At 45.0% G+C, this 21,120-nt stretch carries 13 protein-coding genes; 6 read left to right on the plus strand and 7 right to left on the minus strand.

Annotated features, from left to right (window positions below; genetic code table 11):
* Positions 1-109 precede the first annotated feature (109 nt).
* The 3 genes from D0A37_RS14260 to D0A37_RS14270 form a co-directional block, all read right to left on the minus strand.
* Positions 110-1,924, minus strand: a complete 1,815-nt coding sequence (locus D0A37_RS14260) for an ATP-binding protein (protein WP_242725134.1) — start codon at positions 1,922-1,924, stop codon at positions 110-112.
* Positions 1,921-3,534 carry a DEAD/DEAH box helicase gene (locus D0A37_RS14265; RefSeq protein WP_242725137.1) on the minus strand — a complete coding sequence of 538 codons (1,614 nt, stop codon included), beginning with the start codon at positions 3,532-3,534 and terminating at the stop codon, positions 1,921-1,923. The genes D0A37_RS14260 and D0A37_RS14265 overlap by 4 nt, the downstream gene beginning before the upstream one ends.
* Positions 3,535-3,872: 338 nt before the next feature.
* Complete coding sequence (locus D0A37_RS14270; protein WP_242725140.1) at positions 3,873-4,667, minus strand: cation diffusion facilitator family transporter; 795 nt, start codon at positions 4,665-4,667, stop codon at positions 3,873-3,875.
* 55 nt (positions 4,668-4,722) lie between these two features.
* Between D0A37_RS14270 and hpsU the strand changes: the two genes are divergently transcribed.
* A complete protein-coding gene (hpsU, locus tag D0A37_RS14275; protein WP_242725143.1) occupies positions 4,723-5,400 on the plus strand; it encodes a hormogonium polysaccharide biosynthesis acetyltransferase HpsU in 678 nt (225 codons plus the stop codon).
* Between the two features lie 19 nt (positions 5,401-5,419).
* On the opposite strand, the gene D0A37_RS14280 is transcribed toward hpsU, so the two are convergent.
* Positions 5,420-6,748 (minus strand): hybrid sensor histidine kinase/response regulator, encoded by a 1,329-nt coding sequence (locus tag D0A37_RS14280; RefSeq protein ID WP_242725147.1) that lies wholly within the window; start codon positions 6,746-6,748, stop codon positions 5,420-5,422.
* 5 nt (positions 6,749-6,753) lie between these two features.
* Positions 6,754-11,598: a PAS domain S-box protein gene (locus D0A37_RS14285; RefSeq protein WP_242725150.1), complete on the minus strand. Its 4,845-nt coding sequence runs from the start codon at positions 11,596-11,598 to the stop codon at positions 6,754-6,756.
* A 1,007-nt stretch (positions 11,599-12,605) separates the two neighbouring features.
* Between D0A37_RS14285 and D0A37_RS14290 the strand changes: the two genes are divergently transcribed.
* Together D0A37_RS14290 and D0A37_RS14295 are read left to right on the plus strand one after the other, a co-directional pair.
* Entirely contained in the window at positions 12,606-14,117 is a 1,512-nt protein-coding gene (locus D0A37_RS14290; RefSeq protein WP_242725152.1) for a mechanosensitive ion channel domain-containing protein, read from the plus strand.
* 11 nt (positions 14,118-14,128) lie between these two features.
* The gene (locus D0A37_RS14295; protein WP_242725155.1) at positions 14,129-15,289 is read left to right on the plus strand and encodes a FliH/SctL family protein; all 1,161 of its coding nucleotides are present in this window, start codon (positions 14,129-14,131) and stop codon (positions 15,287-15,289) included.
* 88 nt (positions 15,290-15,377) lie between these two features.
* Here the strand turns inward: D0A37_RS14295 and D0A37_RS14300 are convergent, their stop codons facing one another.
* Positions 15,378-15,986, minus strand: coding sequence for a TetR/AcrR family transcriptional regulator (locus tag D0A37_RS14300; protein ID WP_278187204.1), 609 nt, complete (start codon positions 15,984-15,986; stop codon positions 15,378-15,380).
* A gap of 113 nt (positions 15,987-16,099) precedes the next feature.
* Between D0A37_RS14300 and D0A37_RS14305 the strand changes: the two genes are divergently transcribed.
* From D0A37_RS14305 to D0A37_RS14315, 3 genes are all read left to right on the plus strand, one after another.
* Positions 16,100-17,527, plus strand: a complete 1,428-nt coding sequence (locus D0A37_RS14305) for an HlyD family efflux transporter periplasmic adaptor subunit (protein ID WP_242725536.1) — start codon at positions 16,100-16,102, stop codon at positions 17,525-17,527.
* A gap of 273 nt (positions 17,528-17,800) precedes the next feature.
* Entirely contained in the window at positions 17,801-18,985 is a 1,185-nt protein-coding gene (devC, locus tag D0A37_RS14310; RefSeq protein ID WP_242725157.1) for an ABC transporter permease DevC, read from the plus strand.
* A gap of 236 nt (positions 18,986-19,221) precedes the next feature.
* Positions 19,222-19,938, plus strand: coding sequence for a DevA family ABC transporter ATP-binding protein (locus tag D0A37_RS14315; protein WP_242725160.1), 717 nt, complete (start codon positions 19,222-19,224; stop codon positions 19,936-19,938).
* A 116-nt stretch (positions 19,939-20,054) separates the two neighbouring features.
* Here D0A37_RS14315 and D0A37_RS14320 read toward each other — a convergent pair whose 3' ends face one another.
* Positions 20,055-21,110: a glycoside hydrolase family 24 protein gene (locus D0A37_RS14320; RefSeq protein WP_242725163.1), complete on the minus strand. Its 1,056-nt coding sequence runs from the start codon at positions 21,108-21,110 to the stop codon at positions 20,055-20,057.
* Positions 21,111-21,120 lie beyond the last annotated feature (10 nt).

The following is a 21,120-nucleotide window of genomic DNA, read 5'->3' on the forward strand; positions in this document are numbered from 1 at the left end:
AAAATATGATGAACTGGTTGACTTTGGAAAGTGGGTCAACAGAGTGGCACAATATCAGTCACTAATGTTGACCCCTTACCCCCTAGTTAAACAACGAGACAGCCTTCAGTTATTCGTCACCCTCAAGAAATTGTCTAGCCACCCGTCCCCAATCAACACGAGCATCCTGTGCCTTATTGCGTCGGGGGCCATCAGGTTGCTCATCTTCGTATCGCGCCCAAGCCATCAGTAACAATTTCAAACCTTCAAGAGAATTGGTTAGACGAGATCGAAGTGTTTCAGGATCTACGCCTTCTACCTCTTCTTCTAACACTTCGACAAGGTTTTTGTAGGCAGGATGGATTGTGTTTAAAGTTATAATAATTGTACCCGGTTTAGGATCAACAGAAAAGAAAGCAGATTTGTCTCCTAGAGATGCCTTAGCAAAAACATACTTTAAGCCATCGGATACTGTTTTAGCCGCCAACTCTTCAGCGGTAATTTGCATAACGCCTTTATCTATTAATGTGGTTTCAATGATTTCCTTTCGCTCTTCTGAAGGGAGTGACTCATCCTTGTCGCTTTGCCCGTAGTGTCCTTCCTTCTTTCGATCCTCTGTCACCTCAGTAGCCACTTTCTCGGCAGAGGAGACATTGTGCCGTTTCGGGGTACTTCGAGAGCCTTTGGTTTGTGCTTCCAGCAAGTTACGCATAATTTTCAGTTGAGTATTAATCTTGTGAGCAATTTCTATTAATGGCCCTCTAGGGTCTTCATCTTGGGTTAGTTCTTCTTTGAGCTGACTGATTGTTTTTCCATCTTTTAGCAGAGATTCGATATCTACATTCGCCAGTTCTGAGAAGTTACGAGCAGATTGCTTATTGTTAGTAACCCCAAACAAGTCATCAAGTGCCGGGGGAAATTCTATCTCGACCCCCCACCATCGCTCTGTAGCTTTCTTCTGTGCCCAAGACTGGTCTAGTTCCAATTCACGCCCTGCACGAACGACGGAAACTCCTACATTTTTTGCCGCGTGCTGTCCATGAGAAAGGCTGCCTGGGTTATTGCCAGGACGTGCTTCTTCTTTTGCATAAGAAAAGCGAATTTTTACCTCGTGTTTCTGGCCACGAAACTCAATAGTAAAGGTGGCTTCATAGTCATTTTCTCCATCCCACGGCCGAAACATTGGCGTTTTGTCGAAGGGAGAAGGGCAAGAAGTCTCTGTCATGAGATAACCCGGATCGTTCGGCTTTGCAAATTTCTCTACCATAATTTTGGTAGGTTCATCAATATCAAAAGCTGCCATACGAATCACAACTTTTTTAGTATCTAAAAATTTTCGATACATTCGCCCAATTACGAACTCTGAATTTTCGATAATTGTTTTGCCAGTCTTCCACATACAGCGATCGATATCTGACCAGACAACTAATGTTCCTGTCCTCCCAAAACCTGTTGTGACTTTTTCCCAAATCACAGGTATCTTGCGCTTCTCAGGTTCGGGAACTTCAGTAAGCTCCTGTTTTTTTATTGCATTCAAATCTAGGTATGTGTAAATTGCATTTTCTACACCACTCTGCCAAGTCCAAACCTCCACCCGCTGACACTGGGAAATAGAAGAGCATGGCAACCCCATACCAAACCGCCCCATTCCTGTATGTTTGTCTTCTGCTAGATAAGTTCCGTTGCCGAACTGTAAAGCCATTCGCAAAACAGTGGAATCCATTCCACTGCCATTATCTAAAACAGCGATTTGATGAATGCGAGAACGGCAACGCTGTTCTAGCTGAGTTTCTTTCTCAGCACAGAGAAGTTCTACCTCAGTAGCTCCCGCTTGAATGGAATTATCTATTAGTTCGGCTAGTGCATAGGCTGCGTTTTTATAACCGTTGTCACGCATTGCCTGAACAACTAAATGTACCGGAACGATCTCATGTGGTTTTGTCATTTTAATCTCCAAATGTCTTCCCAATTGTTAAAGGCATCGGCAACACTGCCAAAGCCTGGTAAATCTGTGTCTACTACAGTAACAATCTCAGCTTTTTCATTGCCACCTGCTTTAAGCCCACGAATAGTACGTCCAACCATCTGGCTGTATAAAACAAGCGACTTGGTGGGACGTGCAATCACGGTGGCACTGGTTCGCGGGGCATCAAATCCTGTTGTAAGAACGCCATAATTACAGATAATTTTAGTTTCGGGATTGTCATCTTTAAACCTCGCAATGATTCGCTCTCTTTCTGAAGCAGGAGTTTTGGCAGTTACAGCAGATGCTTGCCAACTTCTAGCTTGCAGCACAGCAGCTAGAAGTTTTGAGTGTTCTACAGATATGGCAAATACTAAAATACGCTTGTGATGCTTAGCTAAATCTTCAATTTCCAAAATAATGCGGAGATTGCGCTGTTCGTTTTCAGCTAGGCGAGTCAGGATATTTTTTGGTAGCTCTAACTCTTCTTCAATACGCTTCAAGTCGTTATTAGATAAATTCAATCCACTCTGGTGTAGCAAAGATCGGTATTTTACTCGTGCCAAGTATTGCTCTGATACTAGGTATTCTACTGGATTCTCGTAGCCAGGAACCTCCAAAGTAACCTTGCGCTGTGCAAAAAATTCCGCTAACTCTTCGTCAGCACTAATGTCGGCCCAAGTGCGGCCGGGTGTAGCTGTTAACCCAAGCAGTGCCGTGTTTTGGTATGGTAAAACAAGAACATCTAAGACTAGCTGGTAAGTTTCTGCAATTGCTTGATGGGCTTCATCAATAATAACAAGAGAAGAACGAGAGCCTAATTGGTTAATGAATTGGATGCTACGTTTAGCACGACTGTACAGCTTGGAAAGACCTGCAACTACTAAGCCGTCCCGCACCTGATCAAGATCGAGTTCGTGGTTTCCCCAGAAACGATAGATGGATAAATCTCGATCGCCTAAGTATTTCCAGGCGCGTTGAAACTCGGCGGCGGCTTGTTGGCAAAGTTCTTCACTGTATGCCAACCAGACGACTAAAGTAGGCTCTTGCGAGCGCAGGCGATCGGCGATAATGTGCATTGCCGTGCGTGTCTTTCCCGAACCGGTGGGCATATGAAGTAGAACACGCCGAGGTTCTTTTTGGAGCAACTGTTTGACTTTGGCTGCTGCACTACGCTGATGAGCAAACAAAGCGTATTGAGGTGCAGCCAGATCCGATGAGAATGTTTCTTCAGATTCCTCAGTTGATGGTACAACCAATTCAAAAAAGTCGAAAAGGTTACGTTCGCGTTCCGATCCGCGACGTATTTTGACTTCTTTTAGCGCTTGAAAGACATCTTCATGGTCTGAAGCTGACAAAATTGTAGCGAGAATTTTAGCTTGTTTGGGTAGTAATAATTCAAATAGGATAGTGCGAGTGTCTTTTGATAAAAGCAAGCTTTCACGAGAATAAATACTCACCAAAACTTCACGCAGATTAGTGGGAGTTGCTAGGCGACTATCTAGAAGCTTCACTAAACGGAAAGCTGAACTACCCAATAGAGTTTGTAGCGTTTCTTCATCTGCTCGTGACAGTAGATCATCAAAATTCAAAGGACGCACCCCTCGTATATAATCGTCATAGCTAACAAGCTAAGCAGGACAGCTCATCATCTTCGCTGTCAAGTAAGTTCTCTAGTGCTAGTTTGCAGAAACCCCCTATTCAGCAGTTCTGAGTTGCCTGTCAAATCTGGGTTTCTTCACCGTTGAGGCAATTCAGCCGAGTGTTAATTAATGGCAGATAGGCTTGAGCGCGGTTTTATTTTATTGTGAGGAGTTGTCAATAACACCAATGGTTATCTTATCATAATTAGGGGAAGGTTCTTCAGCTCACTTCACAAAACTTTGATTTTTACCGCAGATATACGCACATGGACGCAGATGAAGAGAGATCATTTGATCAGTTCTTCGAGGGATGGAAAGAGCAATTTTTCCGCGCTGAGTTTTTCGCAGTCGCAAAGTTGTTGAGTTGCGGATATTGCTGATACTTTTCCCAGCAGTAATTGGATGCTTTCGATTAGCAATGGTAGAGTTAATAAAATAATTGATGCCGACACCAGCAAGCTAATTAAGCCGTCAGCCCAATTCCAGTGCAGCCACGCCACCGCGATCGCCGCTAAAATTACTCCAACCGACGAAAATATGTCGGCAACTGCGTGCAGAAACGCGCTTTTGAGATTCAAGTCGCCGTGACAGCAGGAATGCAAGCAACAAGCATTAATCGAGTTGATGCTTAAACCGACTATGGCGGTAATTAACATCGGGAGCCCTTCTACTTCGGGGGTTGGGGACTGCAAACGGGCGATCGACTCTGCTGCAATCCAAAGGGCGATCGCAACTAAACTGATACTATTAATTAAAGCAGCAATGATTTCCCCTCGTTCAGGGATTGACGATTGTGCGATCGCACAATCTACAGGTTTACTTCTTTTTAGTGAGGAGTACCAAGTGGCGGTTAAAGTTATTGCTAAAGCTGCCACATCAGAAAAAACGTGACCCGCATCTGCTAATAAGGACAAACTATGAGAATTAAGTGCGGCGATTAACTCTGCTACAAAAAAGCTGCTCAGCAGTACCAATGCTGTTTGTAAAAGTCGAACTTTGCCAATTCTTGGATTTGAATTATCGCATTGTGCGATATCCTTGGCGTTTTCCGAGTCAAAATTTTCCCTAACTAGAAATGTCATGCAGCAGTCCTTAAGGTTAAACTCGATTTTAAATTAAACATTAAATTAACTATCAATGACCGATTATATACCACATCCGAACCAATATCCGGAAAATCCGATCGCCAATTCCCCAAATCCTGAAACAAACGATCGTCCAATTAGCGACAATCACGCAAATATTTTAGCAGGGGAATCTTTGGTTGATTTGCGGAAGTACGATCAATCAAAGTTTGATCGAGGAAAGCCTACTTGGGTAATTTTGGTTTGGTGGTTCGTGCAGGCGATCGCATTTCCCCTCACTCCACACCCTTTTAACGGCATCAGAAGCGGCTTGCTGCGGTTATTTGGAGCGAAAATAGGTCGCGCTGTGATCATTCGTCCCACGGCTCGTTTTACCTATCCTTGGAAAATTGAAATCGGAGACTACAGTTGGATCGGAGATGATGTTGTATTGTACAGTCTCGATCGAATTGCGATCGGCAAACACTGCGTCATTTCTCAAAAAAGCTACCTCTGCACGGGCACTCATAACCCTCAAGACCCAGCCTTTGGCTTAATCACAGCACCTGTGATCATTAATAACGGCGTTTGGATTGCCGCCGACTGCTTCATTGGCCCTGGTGTGGAAATCGGTGCTAACGCTTTAATCGGAGCTCGCAGCAGCGTCTTTAAAAATATGCCTGCAGGCTTTGTTTGTATTGGAACACCCTGTCGTCCCCGCTGTCCGCGAGAAATTAACCAAAGTTCGTAAGAGACATTGCACCGGGAAACTAAGCAGCTTTACAAGCTTGCTGCCGAATAGGAATTTCAATGACGAATTCTATTCCCTTTCCTAATCCAGGCTGGCAGTATAATCTGCCCCCATGCTTTTCAACGATAATTTGGTAACTGATAGATAACCCCAACCCAGTTCCTTTACCGATAGGTTTGGTAGTAAAAAAGGGGTCAAATAGCTTGGGTTGTAGAGTTTTGCCAACTCCCAGACCGTTGTCACTAATATGAATAGCCACCCAATTCTCGTCAATTAATTTTGTAGAAATTTGAATGCGGTTCGGGTGTTGCTTGATTTCTGCAAACGAACGCTGCTGATTAGATTCATCTAAAGCATCAATGGCATTGGAAAGAATATTCATGAACACTTGATTTAATTGTCCGGCATGGCATTCTACTGGTGGAATCTGACCGTAATTTTTTATTATTTCAATCTCAGGATGCTCTGGTTTTGATTTTAAACGATGATGCAGGATGGTGAGTGTACTATCAATTCCTTCATGAATATTTACTGCTTTCACGTCTGCCTCATCTAAGCGAGAAAAGATTCGCATAGACTTGACAATCTCTTGGATGCGCTGCGTTCCTAAGTTGATTGAGTTAAGAACTTTTATAAAATCTTCCTCCACAAATTCTAGTTCTATTTCATCCATTGCTGCTTGAATTCGAGGGGTAGGATTTACATAATCTTCTTGATAGAGGTGTATAATTTTTAGTAAGTTATGAGCGTACTCTTGGGCATAACCCAGATTGCCAGATATGAAATTTATAGGGTTATTTATTTCATGAGCAATCCCAGCAGCCATTTGCCCTAAGCCGGACATTTTCTCGCTTTGGATTAACTTAAGTTGCATTTGTTGTAAATCATCGTAGGCTTGGCTGACTTCTCTAACTTTTTCCTCCAATAAAATGTTTTTTTCTTCTAATTTATCAGCTAGAACATGAAGTTTTAAATGCAGCTTGACGCGAGCTAATACTTCCTCCTGTTGGAAGGGTTTGGTAATATAATCTACAGCCCCAAGCTTAAACCCTTCAACTTTATTAGCTGTATCCGATAGCGCAGTCATAAATATAATGGGAATCTGTTTAGTTTCTGGATTAGTCTGTAATCGACGACAGGTTTCAAATCCATCAATCTCTGGCATCATGACATCTAGTAAGATTAGATCTGGTAGAGCATATTTAACTCGCTCTAGTGCCATTTTTCCAGATTTCGCAACCCGAACTTCAAATCCTTCTTGGCTTAAGGCATCCGATAAGACACCTAAGTTAGCTGAATTGTCATCAACTATAAGAATCGTACCATGTGCTTGAATTTCTGAATTCATAAACCTTACTTGTAGGACTGAATAAACGTTAAAATCTCTTCGTCTTGAAAGTCCTTTGCCATCTGATGCAATATTTTAGCAAAGGGAATGTATTTGGGGTCTAGTGCTTCAAGTAATACCGCCTGCTTAACTATTTCTAGGAAATTTCCTTTCATAGCCAGCTCGTATAGGATGTCCATTTCTGTAGCAGGCGGGGCAATTAGCTCATTGGTGTCTGAACCGATCGCAAGTGCATCTTCATTAGCTTCATAAACCCATTCTAAATCAAGATACTGTTGTAATTTTTGCAGGAGTTCCGTGGCTTGAACAGGTTTGGGAATAAAAGTGTTGCCTCCTGCTTCTAAACTTCTGTATTGATCGGCTTCAAATACGCTGGCAGAAGAGACAATAATGATGATGTCTTTGAAGTTTTCCGATTCTCTAACCCGCTTAATTAGCTCGAAGCCATCTAGTTCGGGCATTAGTAAGTCGGTAACGATTAAATCTGGTTCTACCTCCAGAATTTTTTCCCAGCCTTCCTGCCCATCGTTGGCTTCAGACACCTCAAAGCCGATCGGACTGAGCAAATTGCTAACTACCGAACGGTTAGCCCATTTGTCATCAATAACCACAATCTTAGGTTGGCGGTCTTTGATGCCGATAATCTGCCCGCGATGGTCAACTTGAGAAGTTTTCACCCATTCATCGGCTTGAGATAGATTGACATCAAACCAGAAAATACTGCCAACATTCATCTCACTTTTAACCTGAATGGTACTGCCCATTAGTTCTACAATCCTTTGGCTAATTGCCAGTCCCAATCCGGTGCCCTCGGTCTGCCGTCGGCGATCTCCTACCTGCTCGAAGGGCTGAAAGATAGCTTGAAGTTGATCTTGGGCAATGCCGGTACCTGTATCGCGTATTTCAAAGCGAATTTTTTCTTCTGTGGCAAAACTGACTAAAAAAGTAACAGTGCCCTCATCCGTAAATTTAATAGCATTACTTAAAAGATTAATTAACACTTGTCGCAAGCGTTTTTCATCCGCACGAATACCGATCGGGAGTTCGGGGCTTGATGGAAAATGAAACTGAATTCCCTTAATTTCAGCTCGGATGCGACACATCTCTGCTACACCTTGCAGGAACGCTGGGAAATGAAAATCCGTGGGCTGGAGTTCCACTTTCTGTGCTTCAATCTTCGACAAATCGAGAATATCATTAATTAAGGTCAGTAAATGGGAACCGCACTGATAAATGATATCAATGCGCGATCGCTCTTCTTGATTCAAAACTTTGGAACGCTGAAGAATCTGTGCGTAGCCCATGATGCCATTAAGGGGAGTCCGCAACTCGTGGCTCATGTTGGCAAGGAATTCACTTTTAGCCCGACTAGCTGCTTCGGCTGCTTCCTTAGCTTTTGCCATTAGGAATTCTGCTTGTTTGCGATCGTGGATATCGATGCAAGTGCCAACCCACTCCCGGATGCTGCCATCTTCATTCAGAATGGGTACGCCTCTAGCTTGGAAATAACGATAGTTTCCATCCGCTCCGCGCATTCGATATTCCATCTCAAACAGGCTTCTCGTTTGCACTGCTTCCATCCACACCTGAACTGTTCGTTCGCGATCGTCTGAGTGGATTGTATCTAACCAGCCAAAACCAACCACCTCAGCTTCCGTTTGTCCAGTGTAAGCTCTCATACTCGGTGTATCCTGGCATCTTCCTTCAGCATCCGTTGTCCAGACAATTTGGGAGATGGCAAGGATTAGCGATCGATAGCGTTCTTCGCTTTGTTTGATAGCATCTTCGGCTTGTTTGCGATCGTGGATATCGCTACAAGTGCCAACCCACTCCCGGACGCTGCCATCTTCATTCAGAATGGGTACCCCTCTAACTTGAAAATAACGATAGTTTCCATCCGCTCCCCGGATTCGATATTCTATGTCATACAGGCTTCTCGTTTGCACTGCTTCCATCCACACCTGATTCGTTCGTTCGCGATCGTCCGGGTGAATAGCATCTAACCAGCCAAAACCAACTACCTCAGCTTCGGTTTGTCCGGTGTAAGCTCTCCAACTCGGTAGATCCGGGGCTCTTCCTTCAGCATCCGCTGTCCAGGCAATTTGGGATGTGGCAACTATTAGCGAACGATAGCGTTCTTCGCTTTGTTTTAGAGCATCTTCCGCTTGTTTGCGATCATGGATATCGCTACAAGTGCCAATCCACTCCCGGATGCTGCCATCTTCATCCAGAAGTGGTACCCCTCTAAGTTGAAAATAACGATAGTTTCCATCCGCTCCCCGGATTCGATATTCTGTCTCATACAGGCTTTTCGTTTGCACTGCTTCCATCCACACCTGAGCCGTTCGTTCGCGATCGTCCGGGTGAATTGCATCTAACCAGCCAAAACCATCAGCCATCTCAGCTTCGGTTTGTCCGGTGTAAGCTCTCCAACTCGGTTGATCCACGCATCTTCCCTCAGCATCCGCTGTCCAGACAAGTTGGGACGTAGCAGCGATTAGCGAACGATAGCGTTCTTCGCTTTGTTTTATCGCATCTTCGGCTTGTTTGCGATCGGTAATATCTCGTGTTGTGGCGATGACGCCGAGGATATTGCCATTAGCATCCCGCCAAGGAGCCTTGGTAGTGAAAAAGGTCCTAGTGGTTTCAGAATGAGAAGAGATATCTTCCTCGTAAGTGTCAATGATTCCGGCTGCCATGATTTGGCGATCTTTTTCCATAACTTCACGGCCAATGTTAGGCGGCAGTATTTCCAAATCATTTTTGCCGATGACTTCTTTAATTGGCTTGCCAAAGAAGTTTGCCAAATTGGAGTTAAGGGCAACATAACGCCCTTCCCGGTCTTTAACGAGAATGAAGTCTGGTGTACTTTCCAAAATAGAGTTTAGCAGTGCATTACGATCGCGTAACTCTGCTTCGATTTGTTTGCGATCGCCAATGTTTCGTGCTATGGCGATAAGGCCGATAATATTGCCCTGAGCGTCCCGCCAAGGGGCTTTTGTTGTTAAAAAAGAAGTGATGCCCTTACCATTAGAAACATCTTCTTCGTAGCTTTCAGTAGTGCCTGCTTCCATGATCTGGCGGTCTTTTGCCATTATTGGAACGGCAGCAGCAGGGGGAAGGAGTTCCGAATCATCTTTACCCAGGATCTCCTCAATGGGTTTACCGTAAAAGGAGGTTGCCCCATTGGAATTAAGGGCAACATAGCGGCCTTCCCGGTCTTTGACCACAATGATGTCTGGCGTACTTTCCAAAATAGAGGTCAGCAAGACGTTGCGATCACGCAGAGCTTCTTCAGCTTGTTTGCGATCGGTAATATCTGTATTAGCCCCAATCCATTCCCGAATTGAACCATCCGCGTTCAGAATTGGTACGCCACGACAACTCATGTACCGATATTCGCCGTCATAGCGGCGCATACGGGATTCAACTTCATAGAGCGAGCGATTGATCAAGGCAGCCGACCAGACGCTAGCAATATGAGCGCGATCGTCTGGGTGGCTCGTGTCTAGCCAGCCCCATCCCTTGTACTCATCAAATGTCTGTCCTGTAAATGCACCCAAAGTAGGTTGCTCGCTAACCACTTCGCCCTCGGCATTGCAGCTCCAAATAATTTGAGCGGTGGCTTCCATCAAAGAACGAAATCGTTCTTCACTTTGCTTGAGGACATCTTCTGCGTTTTTGCGATCGCGAATATCCCGCGTAATAGTGGCAATCCCTACCGGTTCATTAGTCTCTGGATGTCTAATCAAAAATAGGGTGTAATCTACCAGGATGGGTTGACCTGTCTGGAAATGTCTGAAGCGGAAATCACCCCGCCAACTTCCCTCTTGCATTATTGCCGGCATAATAGACTGCTGTACGAAGTCCAAATCTTCTGCCATAAAGAAGTCGGTCATGTGTTTGGTTCTGGCTTCCTCCAAACTACTGAGTCCCACCAAATCCAGACCCGCCTGATTCACCAGTATAGGGCGACCATCCATTGATGCCACGCCAATAAAGTCACGGCTATTCTCGATCGTTGTAGCAAGTAATTGCCGTTCTTCCTCTGCTTTTTTGCGATCGCTAATATCCCGCGCAATATTGGAAATAAACTCGACTTCACCCGCTTCGGTTTTGTGGACGATCAAAACCTGGGAGACGGGAATTTCTTCCCCATCGTGTGACAAAAATAGGATTTCACCAGCCCACCTACCCTCTCGCAAGGCGGTGGGAGTTATTTCGTTGTGGAACTTTGCTTTTGCCGAGGGAGCTAATACAGAATCTATAGTAAACGGCGATCGTGCTTCTTCTGGGGACATCCCCAGCATTTCCTGTCCGGCTTTGTTTAGGTAGACGTTATGTCCACTGGCATCCGCAACTCCTACTAAGTCGGAAGTTGCTTCCAAAATTGCCGTCAGTCGTGCCTGCTTTTGTTCTGCCCGCTTGCGATCGCTAATTTCAATCACCAGGCCACCAACACCAAAAACCAAGCCATTTTCATCCCGCAAAGGATAGTAAGATGCTTGCCAGTAGCGCAGGATGCCCGGTTGTTTCGGCGTTTCACCCATTACTTCATAGTCGAGAATGGGCTTACCCGTAGCCAGAATGCCTTGCAGAATTGGTCCCAGAGTCGCAGCCAATTCTGGCAGAACTTCACACAGCGACCTACCAATATGGTCGGCCACACAAATGCCATTGAGCTCTGCCATAGCTTGGTTAATTTGCACGTACCGGAGTTGGCTGTCTAAAATCATCAGTCCGGCATTCGCTGCCGCAAAAAAAGCCTCGAAGTGAGCCTGTCGCAGTGCCTGTGCTGTTGTGTTCTCTTGCTGTGGCGGTTGGGTTTTCTCTGGTGGGAATTTGGTCATGTTAAATCGTGCATTTCAGCTATAATTCTAGAACTTCTTTTCAATGGGGCGATCGCAAGGTTTTCGTTTTCACCTATTGGGGTACTTAATAAAACGTTCAGTAGGGCGACCATTCGGTTTTCAATTGGCGATATATGTATCCCTTGCGACAATATTTCCGTTAATTTTTCGGATGTATCGCCAAGCAGTTCTATTTCTCATCAATTCTATTCCTAATCAATCCTATTGGTAGAACATTGGTGACAACATAAGCTAGGGAAGCGTTTGTCAATCAGCAATTATGCTCAGAATTTACTCAGGTTTGGGGTGGAAAACTTAGATTTGGGCGATCGACCAATCATGCCTCGCGCCCTATTTATGCCCACTCACCCCCAAATCCCAAATTTTCCACTCGTCAACAAGCAGTGTTTTCAGTAATTTTACTGATTGACAAATGCAATTAAGTTTTGATTTGTCTGCAAGGTCGGTAGAATGCCAACTATTCTGGGAAGGTTCTCAATTTTAGCTATATCCGTTAAATTTTTAGTTAGATATTCTTAGATATACACAATACGGACTCAACTGGTACAGTAACTGGTACAGTAAGAGAAATATTTCTCCCAGCAGTTAAACTCATTGTAATATAGGCCTATTTGACTTGTCCACTTAAACAGTCATTTCATAATACCTGCTTAATTTTATAACGGGAAATTAAAAAACCTTTAGCGAAAAGTATGATAAAATCCCAGAGAGTTAACGTTGACTAAAGTTAGTAGGGGGGTTGACATTAATAATAGATGATTCCGCTATTGTGAAAAAGTGGCCCGCTAACCGCAGGCATGGGAAAAAAATATATCCGAAAAATTGGCCAGACTGATAACGGCCTAGTCTGAGTAACCACAGATATATGTCAGCAATTCAGTTTTTTTACCCTAAAAATAGGTCAAGAATTCGTAATAACGAGTTCAATATTATATTTTCTTACCGGGAAGCAATGACTTTATTTCTTACTGCCAACGGCTTAAAAAATGGAAACACAAACAATATTATTTACTGAATTTAAGTTGAACGCAATCCCAGAAGAATTATTAACAAGACTCTCCCAACTGTTTACAGCAACCCTATTTAAAATAGGTGATAATCCTGTATCCCTGCAGTCACTGGTGGAACTGATTGTATTGTTTATGGCTATCCTTGTCATAGCACGCTCTTTTACGAAGTTTCTTAAGGAAAGCTTGCTTGTCAGACTGGGAATTGACGAGGGAAATCGGGAAGCAATCGCAGTAATTATTGGGTATTTAATAGTAGCTTTGGGGGTGATACTCGCCATCCAAAGCATCGGCTTCAACCTCGCTTCTTTTGCAGTAGTTGCGGGGGGATTGGGCGTCGGAATTGGCTTCGGAATCCAGGATTTAACAACTAATTTTGTCAGCGGCTTAACGCTGCTTTTAGACAGGCCTGTGAAAGTCGGAGACTTTGTGGAATTAGAAGGAGTAATGGGAATAGTCAAAAAAATCTCGATTCGATCGACCATCATCGAAACAACTGAGGACTCCAGCGTCATAGTTCCCAACAGCAAAATGATTAGCAACAAAATTGTTAACTGGAGTTACGAAAACTCGCTACTATGTATGCGAGTTCCCGTAGAAGTAGCCGAGAATAGTAACCCGCTGTTAGTGACAGAAACTCTGTTAAATATTGCTTACGCGGAAGCGGGAGTTTTGTACGAACCGAATCCGAAAGTATTGTTTGTCGAGTTTGGCGATGATAGTTTTAAATTTGAACTTTTAGTGTGGACGGACAAGCCGACTGAAAGAGAATTAATTAACAGTTCTTTAAATTTTGCAATTGAATACAATTTCCGCCAGCAAAAAATCGACTTCCCCTTCAATGACCGAGAAATTTATTTGCAAAACCCCGAAGTTCTGTTGTCAATGTTCAACAAAAAAGAAACGGTAATTGACATCACGAACAGTTCGTCTGAAAGCAAGAAAAAAAGACCAATTTTTGCCGAGGAACTGAAAAAGCCGTCCTCCCTTAGCTGTTTGCTGCGAGAGGTGGAATACTTTGAAAATCTGACGGATCTCGAATTGCGGCAATTAATTGAAGTTGGATACCGCCAACGGCTGCGACCGCAAGAATTTTTATTTCACGAAAACGACCCGGGAGATGCTTTTTACATGATTCTTTCAGGTTCAGTCGAAGTTTTTGTGGAAGCTATTGACAAACACCTGAATAACCTCGGCACTGGTCAGTTTTTGGGGGAACTTTCTTTAATGTTGGGAATACCGAGAACTGCTTCGGTGAGAGCTTTAGAAGAAACAATTTTGTTTGCGATAAACAAAGAAGGTTTCCGAAAAGTTTTAACTGAACAACCTGATTTATCTGAACAGATTATTAAAGAAATAGTCAAGCACAAAGAAGAACTCAGCGAGAGACAGCAATTATTGCGAGAAATGGAATTAGTAGATGCAGCAGAAGAGGATGAAAATCCTGTAGAATGGGTAAGAAAACGGCTAAAAAATCTATTTAGTGTTTGAAATAATTTCTTATGACGCGATTTATTCACGATCTCTTTGCCAAAGAATACCTGGAGGAATTGCTGTCGCCGATCGGAACGGTTAATATCGGCCGCGATGTGACTTCCGAAGTCCGAGAAATCGATGTTTATTTCACTCCCAGCACCGCCATTCCCCAATACTCAGAAACCCTGGGCTTGTTGGGAAAAATGGCAAATACAACTGCAATTTTTGAACCGTTTCGCAATCCGGCCAACGTCAGCGAAATTTGTAGCTGTCTGGGCAAGTTATTGGACGTGCGAGGTGAGTTGGAGCGAAAATTCAGGAGAGAAAATACTCGTTATGATGACGCTCAGTTACCCAAACTGTGGATTTTGATGCCCACAGCATCGAAAGCATTGGTAGATAGCTTTAATGCGATACCAGACACAGAAAATTGGATGCAGGGAATTTATTTTTTGGGTGAATCTTTGCGAACTGCAATTGTGGCGATTCACCAGTTGCCAGAAACTCCAGACACCCTGTGGTTGAGGATTTTGGGCAAAGGGGGAGTGCAGCAAAGGGCTATTTCCCAATTAAGCGCTTTAGCTGCGGACGATCCGTTGCGGATTATCGCGCTAGAATTGCTGTATCGGTTACAGTCAAATTTAGTAACCGATGCGCCACAAGAATTAGAGCCAGAAGAGCGGGAGTTAATTATGGCCATTGCACCACTTTTTCAACAACAAATACAAGCAGCACAGCAACAAGCTAGAGAAGAAGGACTCGAACAAGGACTAGAACAGGGACTCGAACAAGGACTAGAACAAGGGCTAGAACAAGGACTCGAACGAGGCAGACAAGAACAACAGCGCTTAATCTTAGAAAACTTCCTGCGAGTTAGATTTGGAGAATTAAGCCCCAAAATGACAGTTTTTCTCTCTCCAATATCCAAGTTGGCTGCGGCGGAATTTACAGTGCTGTTGCTGGCAATATCGATGCTGACAGTCGATGAAGCGGGGCGGGAAGCAGCGGTTAAATTGTTAGTTGAAAGTGTGTTGCAAGCGCGATCGCCTGAATTGGGCGATATTATGCCTACAGCCGTTACTAATTTATTGGCATTGCCTGTGGCAGAATTGACATTGTTTGTAGAACAACTGCCACAGTTATCGGCTGATGAATTGAGGGACAGGTTAGGAAAAACACCTGACTAAAACCTGCGATCGCAGCCATAAAGGGAACTCGCTCTTTATGGCATTTAAATAATTATCAAAGAAAATTCCTAGATTCTGTCGATCGCACTTAGGAATTGGACTGCGGGGATAAAATCAAGTGGAGCAGACTGTCGATCAATCGATCGCGCTCCATTGGGATAATATCTTTGCCGTGCATCATATGCTGCGTTAACTGGAAATATACCAGCGAGCCAATAAAAATCCGCGCCGTTGCCTCCGCATCGGGCAATTTTAACTCTGGATGCGATGCGAAATATTGAGTAAGCCGCTCGATCCCCGGTTTAGCTAAGTTTTTCACAAAAGTCTGCGCTAGCTGGGGAAAACGCCCCGACTCCGCAATCACTAACCTCACAAAATTGAGATATTCTGGTTCGTGGCTCGCCTGATCCAATATAGTTATGGCAACGAATCGCAGCGCTACGGCCGGTTCTTCATCCAGAACTGGAAAATGAACTTTTTTTCGCGCCAGCCGCTGTACCAAGGCCACGAATAATCCTTCTTTATCTGCAAAATAGCTGTAAACCGTGGCTTTGGAAACTCCCCCCGTCTTCGCTACCTTGTCCATACTCGTGCCCGCGTAGCCGTGGGCTAAAAATTCTTGCATCGCACCTTGCAGGATTTGCTCGGTTTTGTCACTTCCTGCTGCGTCTGGTTCGCTGGGTTTTGTCCTGGCCATCGCTTGTCTTTGTAATTCTTGCTTCGGGTCTTGACATCATTATACTGAACGGTTTAGTATTTAAATTAGAACTAAACGGTTTAGTTTTAGCAACCTAAATGATGAGGTGTGTCATGGTACACCGAGCAACAGCAGACAGCTTATCCTCAACTCCATCCCTAGTTAAACAACTCCTAGTTGTGGCAGCAGTAGCAACCCTGGCTGCAGGGGGAACCACAGGCTACACGATCTGGCGATCGCGCATACCCGATCCCAACGCAGTAGCAGCAGCAGCAGCCGTCACAGCCTCCCAATTAACAACAGTTACAGCCTTGGGGCGACTGGAACCCAGAGGAGAAGTAATTAAAGTCTCCGCCTCCGGTGCAGCGGAAGGAAATCGGATCGATCGACTTTTGGTAAAAGAGGGAGACAGGGTGAAAACAGGCCAGGTGATCGCAATTTTGGACAGCCGCGATCGCCAGCAAGCCGCCCTCGACCAAGCTCAAGAACAGGTGCGCGTCGCCGAGGCAAACCTAGCACAAGTCAAAGCTGGAGCCAAAAACGGCGAAATTCAAGCCCAGAAAGCCACCATTGCCCGCTTACAAGCCGATCGCAGCACCGAAATCACAGCGCAACAGGCGATCGTCAGCCGCCTAGAAGTCGATCGCAGCACCGAAATTGCAGCACAACAAGCCACAATTGCCCGCATCAGGGCCGAACAGCAAGGTGAAATTCAAACCCAACAAGCCACAATTGCCCGTCTACAAGCCGAACTCCGCAACGCCATAAGCGAGGATCAGCGCTACTCCCAACTGTATGAACAGGGAGCAATTTCCGCCTCAACTAGCGACAGCAAAAGCCTCGCCGCCGAAACAACTCAACAGCAACTCAACGAAGGAAAGGCAAAACTCAATCAAATTCAGCAATCGCGCCAACAACAAATTAACGAAGCCCAAGCCAAATTAAATCAAATTCAGCAATCTCGCCAACAACAAATTAACGAAGCGCAAGCCAAACTCAGCCAAATTCAGGAATCTCGACAACAGCAGATTAATGAAGCCGCGGCAAATCTCGATCGCATCGCCGAAGTGCGTCCCGTTGACATAGCAGCAGCCGCTGCCGAAGTCAGTTCCGCCGCTTCTGGAGCCAAACAAGCCAAAGCCAATCTGGATCTAGCTTACATCCGTGCTCCCAGAGACGCCCAAGTCCTGAAAATTCACACGCATCCCGGGGAAAGGGTGGGAAACGACGGCATTGTCGAACTCGGACAAACTCACGAGATGCTGGCTGTTGCGGAAATCTACGAAAGCGATGTGGACAAAGTACGCCTCGGACAAACCGCCAAAATTACTAGCGATGCTTTGACAGGCCAATTGCGGGGAACTGTCGAACATATTGGTTTGCAAGTGCAGCGGCAAAACATTGTTAACACCGATCCTTCTGCGAATATTGATAGTCGAATTGTGGAAGTAAAAGTGCGCTTAGATGAAGCTTCCAGCCAGAAAGTAGCGGGATTAACGAATTTGCAAGTCAAAGTGGCGATCGGCGAAATTAAAGATTAAGTAAGCTGCTACGCATCTAAATTGTATTTTTGGGCGGGCGGGACGCCCACCCCACAAGAACTTGCTCTAATTTGATTGTCAAATTTAGATGAGCCTCAGCTTAAAAAATGTTACTCCATTCCCGGTAGAAAACTCTCTACTTCTTCCTTTCTCTTCCTTCGTGTCCTTCGCGTCTTCGCGGTTCAATAATCACATATTCTTTCAGTACGAATAGAGTAAACCATCAGTCCTATCTCTTCAATCCAAAATCCAAAATCCCAAATCTAAAATCCTATGATTGGACTCATAAAACCCTTACAACAATTAAGACGCAGAACTTCCCTCGGATGGCTGCAACTGAGTCACGACAAAGGGCGAATGGTCGTTGCAGTAGCAGGAATTGCCTTTGCTGACGTTTTGATGTTCATGCAGTTGGGCTTCCAAAATGCGCTTTACACCAGCAATACGCGCCTGCACCAAACTTTGCAAACAGACTTAGTTTTGATTCACCCCCAAGCGCGAAACTTGATTAATTTGTCTTCCTTCTCTAGGCGCAGATTGTATCAAGCAATGAACGTACCGGGTGTAAAATCGGCAGAGCCGCTTTACGTGAAAATTGCTAACTGGAAAAATCCCGAAACTCGGCGCGAAACGTCGCTGATGGTGGTGGGTTTCAATCCGAATCACCCTGCGTTTGCGCTTCCAGAAGTTAACCAAAATTTGAGCGCGATTAAATTGCCAGATACTGTGCTGTTCGATCGAGCTTCGAGGGGAGACTACCAAGGGACGATCGCGCAAATCGATCGAGGAAAAGCCGTTAAAGCTGAGGTCGAGCGGCGCACGATTAACGTCAGCGGTTTATTCACAGTTGGAGCATCTTTTGCCGCCGATGGTATTTTGATGACTAGCGATCAAAATTACCTGCGCCTGTTTCCCAGACAAAACGCCGCCAGTGTTAATGCCGGATTAATTCAACTGCAACCGGGTGCTGACCCCGTGGAAGTTCAACAAGTTTTGAAAGCATATTTACCGCCGGATGTCAAGGTACTAACCAAACAAGAATTTATCGATTTTGAGAAAAACTATTGGGCTAAGAATACTGCGATCGGCTTTGTGTTTAATTTAGGCGTCGCGATGGGTTTTGTAGTTGGTGTCATTATTGTTTATCAAGTTCTCTCAACCGATGTCAGCGACCACATGGGAGAATACGCTACTTTCAAAGCGATGGGCTACCGCAATGTTTATTTACTCGGTATCGTTTTTGAAGAAGCTCTAATTCTTTCCCTCCTCGGTTTTTTGCCCGGAGTAGGAGTTTCTTTCGGACTTTATTCTTTAACTCGCAAAGCCACAAATTTACCCCTTTATATGACGCTGCTTAGAGCAGTTATAGTATTACTTTTGAACGTGATTATGTGCACCATTTCGGGAGCAATTGCCACTCGTAAACTGCAAGCAGCCGACCCGGCAGATATGTTTTAAGGGAAAATGAATCAGAATGTTATAAACCTGTTTATAAGATTCGGCGGTTGAAACCGCTACTACACAAACGAAGTCCCTCTCTAAGAGACTAAAGAATAAACGGGGTATTAAAGCCAGATTTTGTATAAAGTCCTGACTACACACATATTTTTTGTAATCATTCTCTTGTTTCCCATCTGCATTATCGGCGGCAAAAGCGATTAATTTTAAAAGCTCAACCCTCAAACCAAAAAGTTATGAACTCTACTACTCTCTACCCAACAACCAACCCATTACAGATTCCTGCACCTGTAGTTTCCGCGCACCAACTAGACCACTACTTCGGTCAAGGTCAACTGCGAAAACAGGTACTTTTTGACATTAATCTCGAAATTAATGCAGGTGAAATCGTGCTGATGACGGGGCCTTCCGGTTCGGGAAAAACAACACTTTTAACTTTGATTGGCGGGTTGAGATCCGGTCAATCGGGTAGTCTCAAAATTCTCGGTCAAGAAATGTGCAAGGCGAGTTCAGACAAATTGGTAAAGGCGCGGCGCAAAATTGGCTATATTTTTCAGGCGCATAATTTACACCGCAGTTTGACGGCGCTGCAAAACGTGCAGATGGGTTTGGAAGTTCACGGAAATTTGTCGCGTTCTCAAATGCGCGATCGCTCTGCAAAAATGCTAGAGTTAGTAGGGCTGGAACAGCGGATTAACTATTATCCAGATGACTTGTCAGGCGGACAAAAACAAAGAGTTGCGATCGCCCGCGCTTTGGTCAGTCAACCGCAAATTGTTCTAGCTGACGAACCAACAGCCGCCCTGGACAGCAAATCCGGTCGCGAAGTGGTGAATTTGATGCAGCAACTAGCCAAAGAACAGGGTTGTACTATTTTGTTAGTAACCCACGATAACCGAATTTTGGATATTGCCGATCGCATCGTTCACATGGAAGATGGAAAATTAGCCTAATTTTTAAATTTCCGAAGAATAGACATCGCCCATAACTCCCTCATTTTCAATTTTGGATGTTAAAATTTAATCCAAAATTGCCAAACCCCAATCTAAACTCGTCCTGGGACTGTTCACTAATTTCTAACAACCAATCCTGGGCGGTCAATCCCCAAATTTTTCTGATACATGGCTTCGAGTGTGGGCATCGACGATTCCACAGAACCACCATAACGGCGAAAAGATGGCCAGATGTAAGCGAGTTTTCTCACTGCTGACTCTAATCGACCCGCTTCTATATCTTCTAAGGCACCTTTTTCTCGGATTAACTCTATAGCCATCAAATCTTGATTTTCTGGGCTGAAATCGCGGACGCCAAATTTTTTGGCAAATCTGTCCCACGTGGTGCTGAGAAACTGATATCGCCCCGCTGCATCGGAACAGAGTTTTTTGCGGTAACGGCGACCGCACCTCATTTGTCTGGGATGATCTTGAAAGCTGACAAATTTCGTGCCGGTGTACTGGATGCGGTAGCCGTCGGGGCTAGCGGTTCCTTCGGCGGCGGCTATGGTGTCGAGAAAGGCTTTGACTCGACGTTCGGGGCCGATGCTATCGACTCTGCTATTCTGTCTGGGCTCGGGTGAATTCAGGGTTGCAGTTTTGGGTGATCGATCGCGCTCAATGTTATCCTCTCCTTTGTCTGGTGAATCGAGGGCCGCAACTTCCTGGAGGCGTTTCGGGGCGGGCGAGCTTCCTGCCGAGAGCGATTGTCCCCACAGCAGTCTCGGCGTCATTCGACCTAAGAAAAAGCACAAACAGATTAAGAAACCCCAAGAGAGTTGAAAACGAAGGCGTTTGGAGCGATTCCGGCGCAGAACCGGCCACCGGTGAAGGGGGAGTGTTGCGGGCAAAATTTTCGTTTGCTGGCCGAAGGCGAACAGCGATTTCAGCGCTACCAAGGTTTGCTTGTAAAAACGTGGTGGAAGTTTCCGAGCTCTCATCGCTGCGGCGAAAGTCTCGACATCTGTCAGAGTAACTTGTGCCAGCGGTTTTGCGACAAACACTCGAAAATGGTGAGCCGCCTGCCAGCTAAAGTGCCGATTGCGGGGGGATTGGCGGTTTACCCACAGGCGAATTAGCTCCATGTCTGACATAGGGAGCAGGTGGCGTCCCAGATGTTTTGATGCGTACAAGAGTACCTCC

This window comes from Microcoleus vaginatus HSN003, from assembly GCF_022701255.1.
In the GTDB taxonomy this organism is placed as follows: domain Bacteria; phylum Cyanobacteriota; class Cyanobacteriia; order Cyanobacteriales; family Microcoleaceae; genus Microcoleus; species Microcoleus vaginatus_B.

Excerpts from the sequence above, each read along its gene's own strand:
- hpsU (WP_242725143.1), top strand. The coding sequence starts at position 4,723 with ATGACCGATTATATACCACATCCGAACCAATATCCGGAAAATCCGATC.
- D0A37_RS14260 (WP_242725134.1), bottom strand. The coding sequence starts at position 1,924 with ATGACAAAACCACATGAGATCGTTCCGGTACATTTAGTTGTTCAGGCA.
- D0A37_RS14315 (WP_242725160.1), top strand. The coding sequence starts at position 19,222 with ATGAACTCTACTACTCTCTACCCAACAACCAACCCATTACAGATTCCT.
- D0A37_RS14280 (WP_242725147.1), bottom strand. The coding sequence starts at position 6,748 with ATGAATTCAGAAATTCAAGCACATGGTACGATTCTTATAGTTGATGAC.
- devC (WP_242725157.1), top strand. The coding sequence starts at position 17,801 with ATGATTGGACTCATAAAACCCTTACAACAATTAAGACGCAGAACTTCC.
- D0A37_RS14290 (WP_242725152.1), top strand. The coding sequence starts at position 12,606 with ATGGAAACACAAACAATATTATTTACTGAATTTAAGTTGAACGCAATC.
- D0A37_RS14295 (WP_242725155.1), top strand. The coding sequence starts at position 14,129 with ATGACGCGATTTATTCACGATCTCTTTGCCAAAGAATACCTGGAGGAA.
- D0A37_RS14285 (WP_242725150.1), bottom strand. The coding sequence starts at position 11,598 with ATGACCAAATTCCCACCAGAGAAAACCCAACCGCCACAGCAAGAGAAC.
- D0A37_RS14270 (WP_242725140.1), bottom strand. The coding sequence starts at position 4,667 with ATGACATTTCTAGTTAGGGAAAATTTTGACTCGGAAAACGCCAAGGAT.
- D0A37_RS14300 (WP_278187204.1), bottom strand. The coding sequence starts at position 15,986 with ATGGCCAGGACAAAACCCAGCGAACCAGACGCAGCAGGAAGTGACAAA.
- D0A37_RS14305 (WP_242725536.1), top strand. The coding sequence starts at position 16,100 with ATGGTACACCGAGCAACAGCAGACAGCTTATCCTCAACTCCATCCCTA.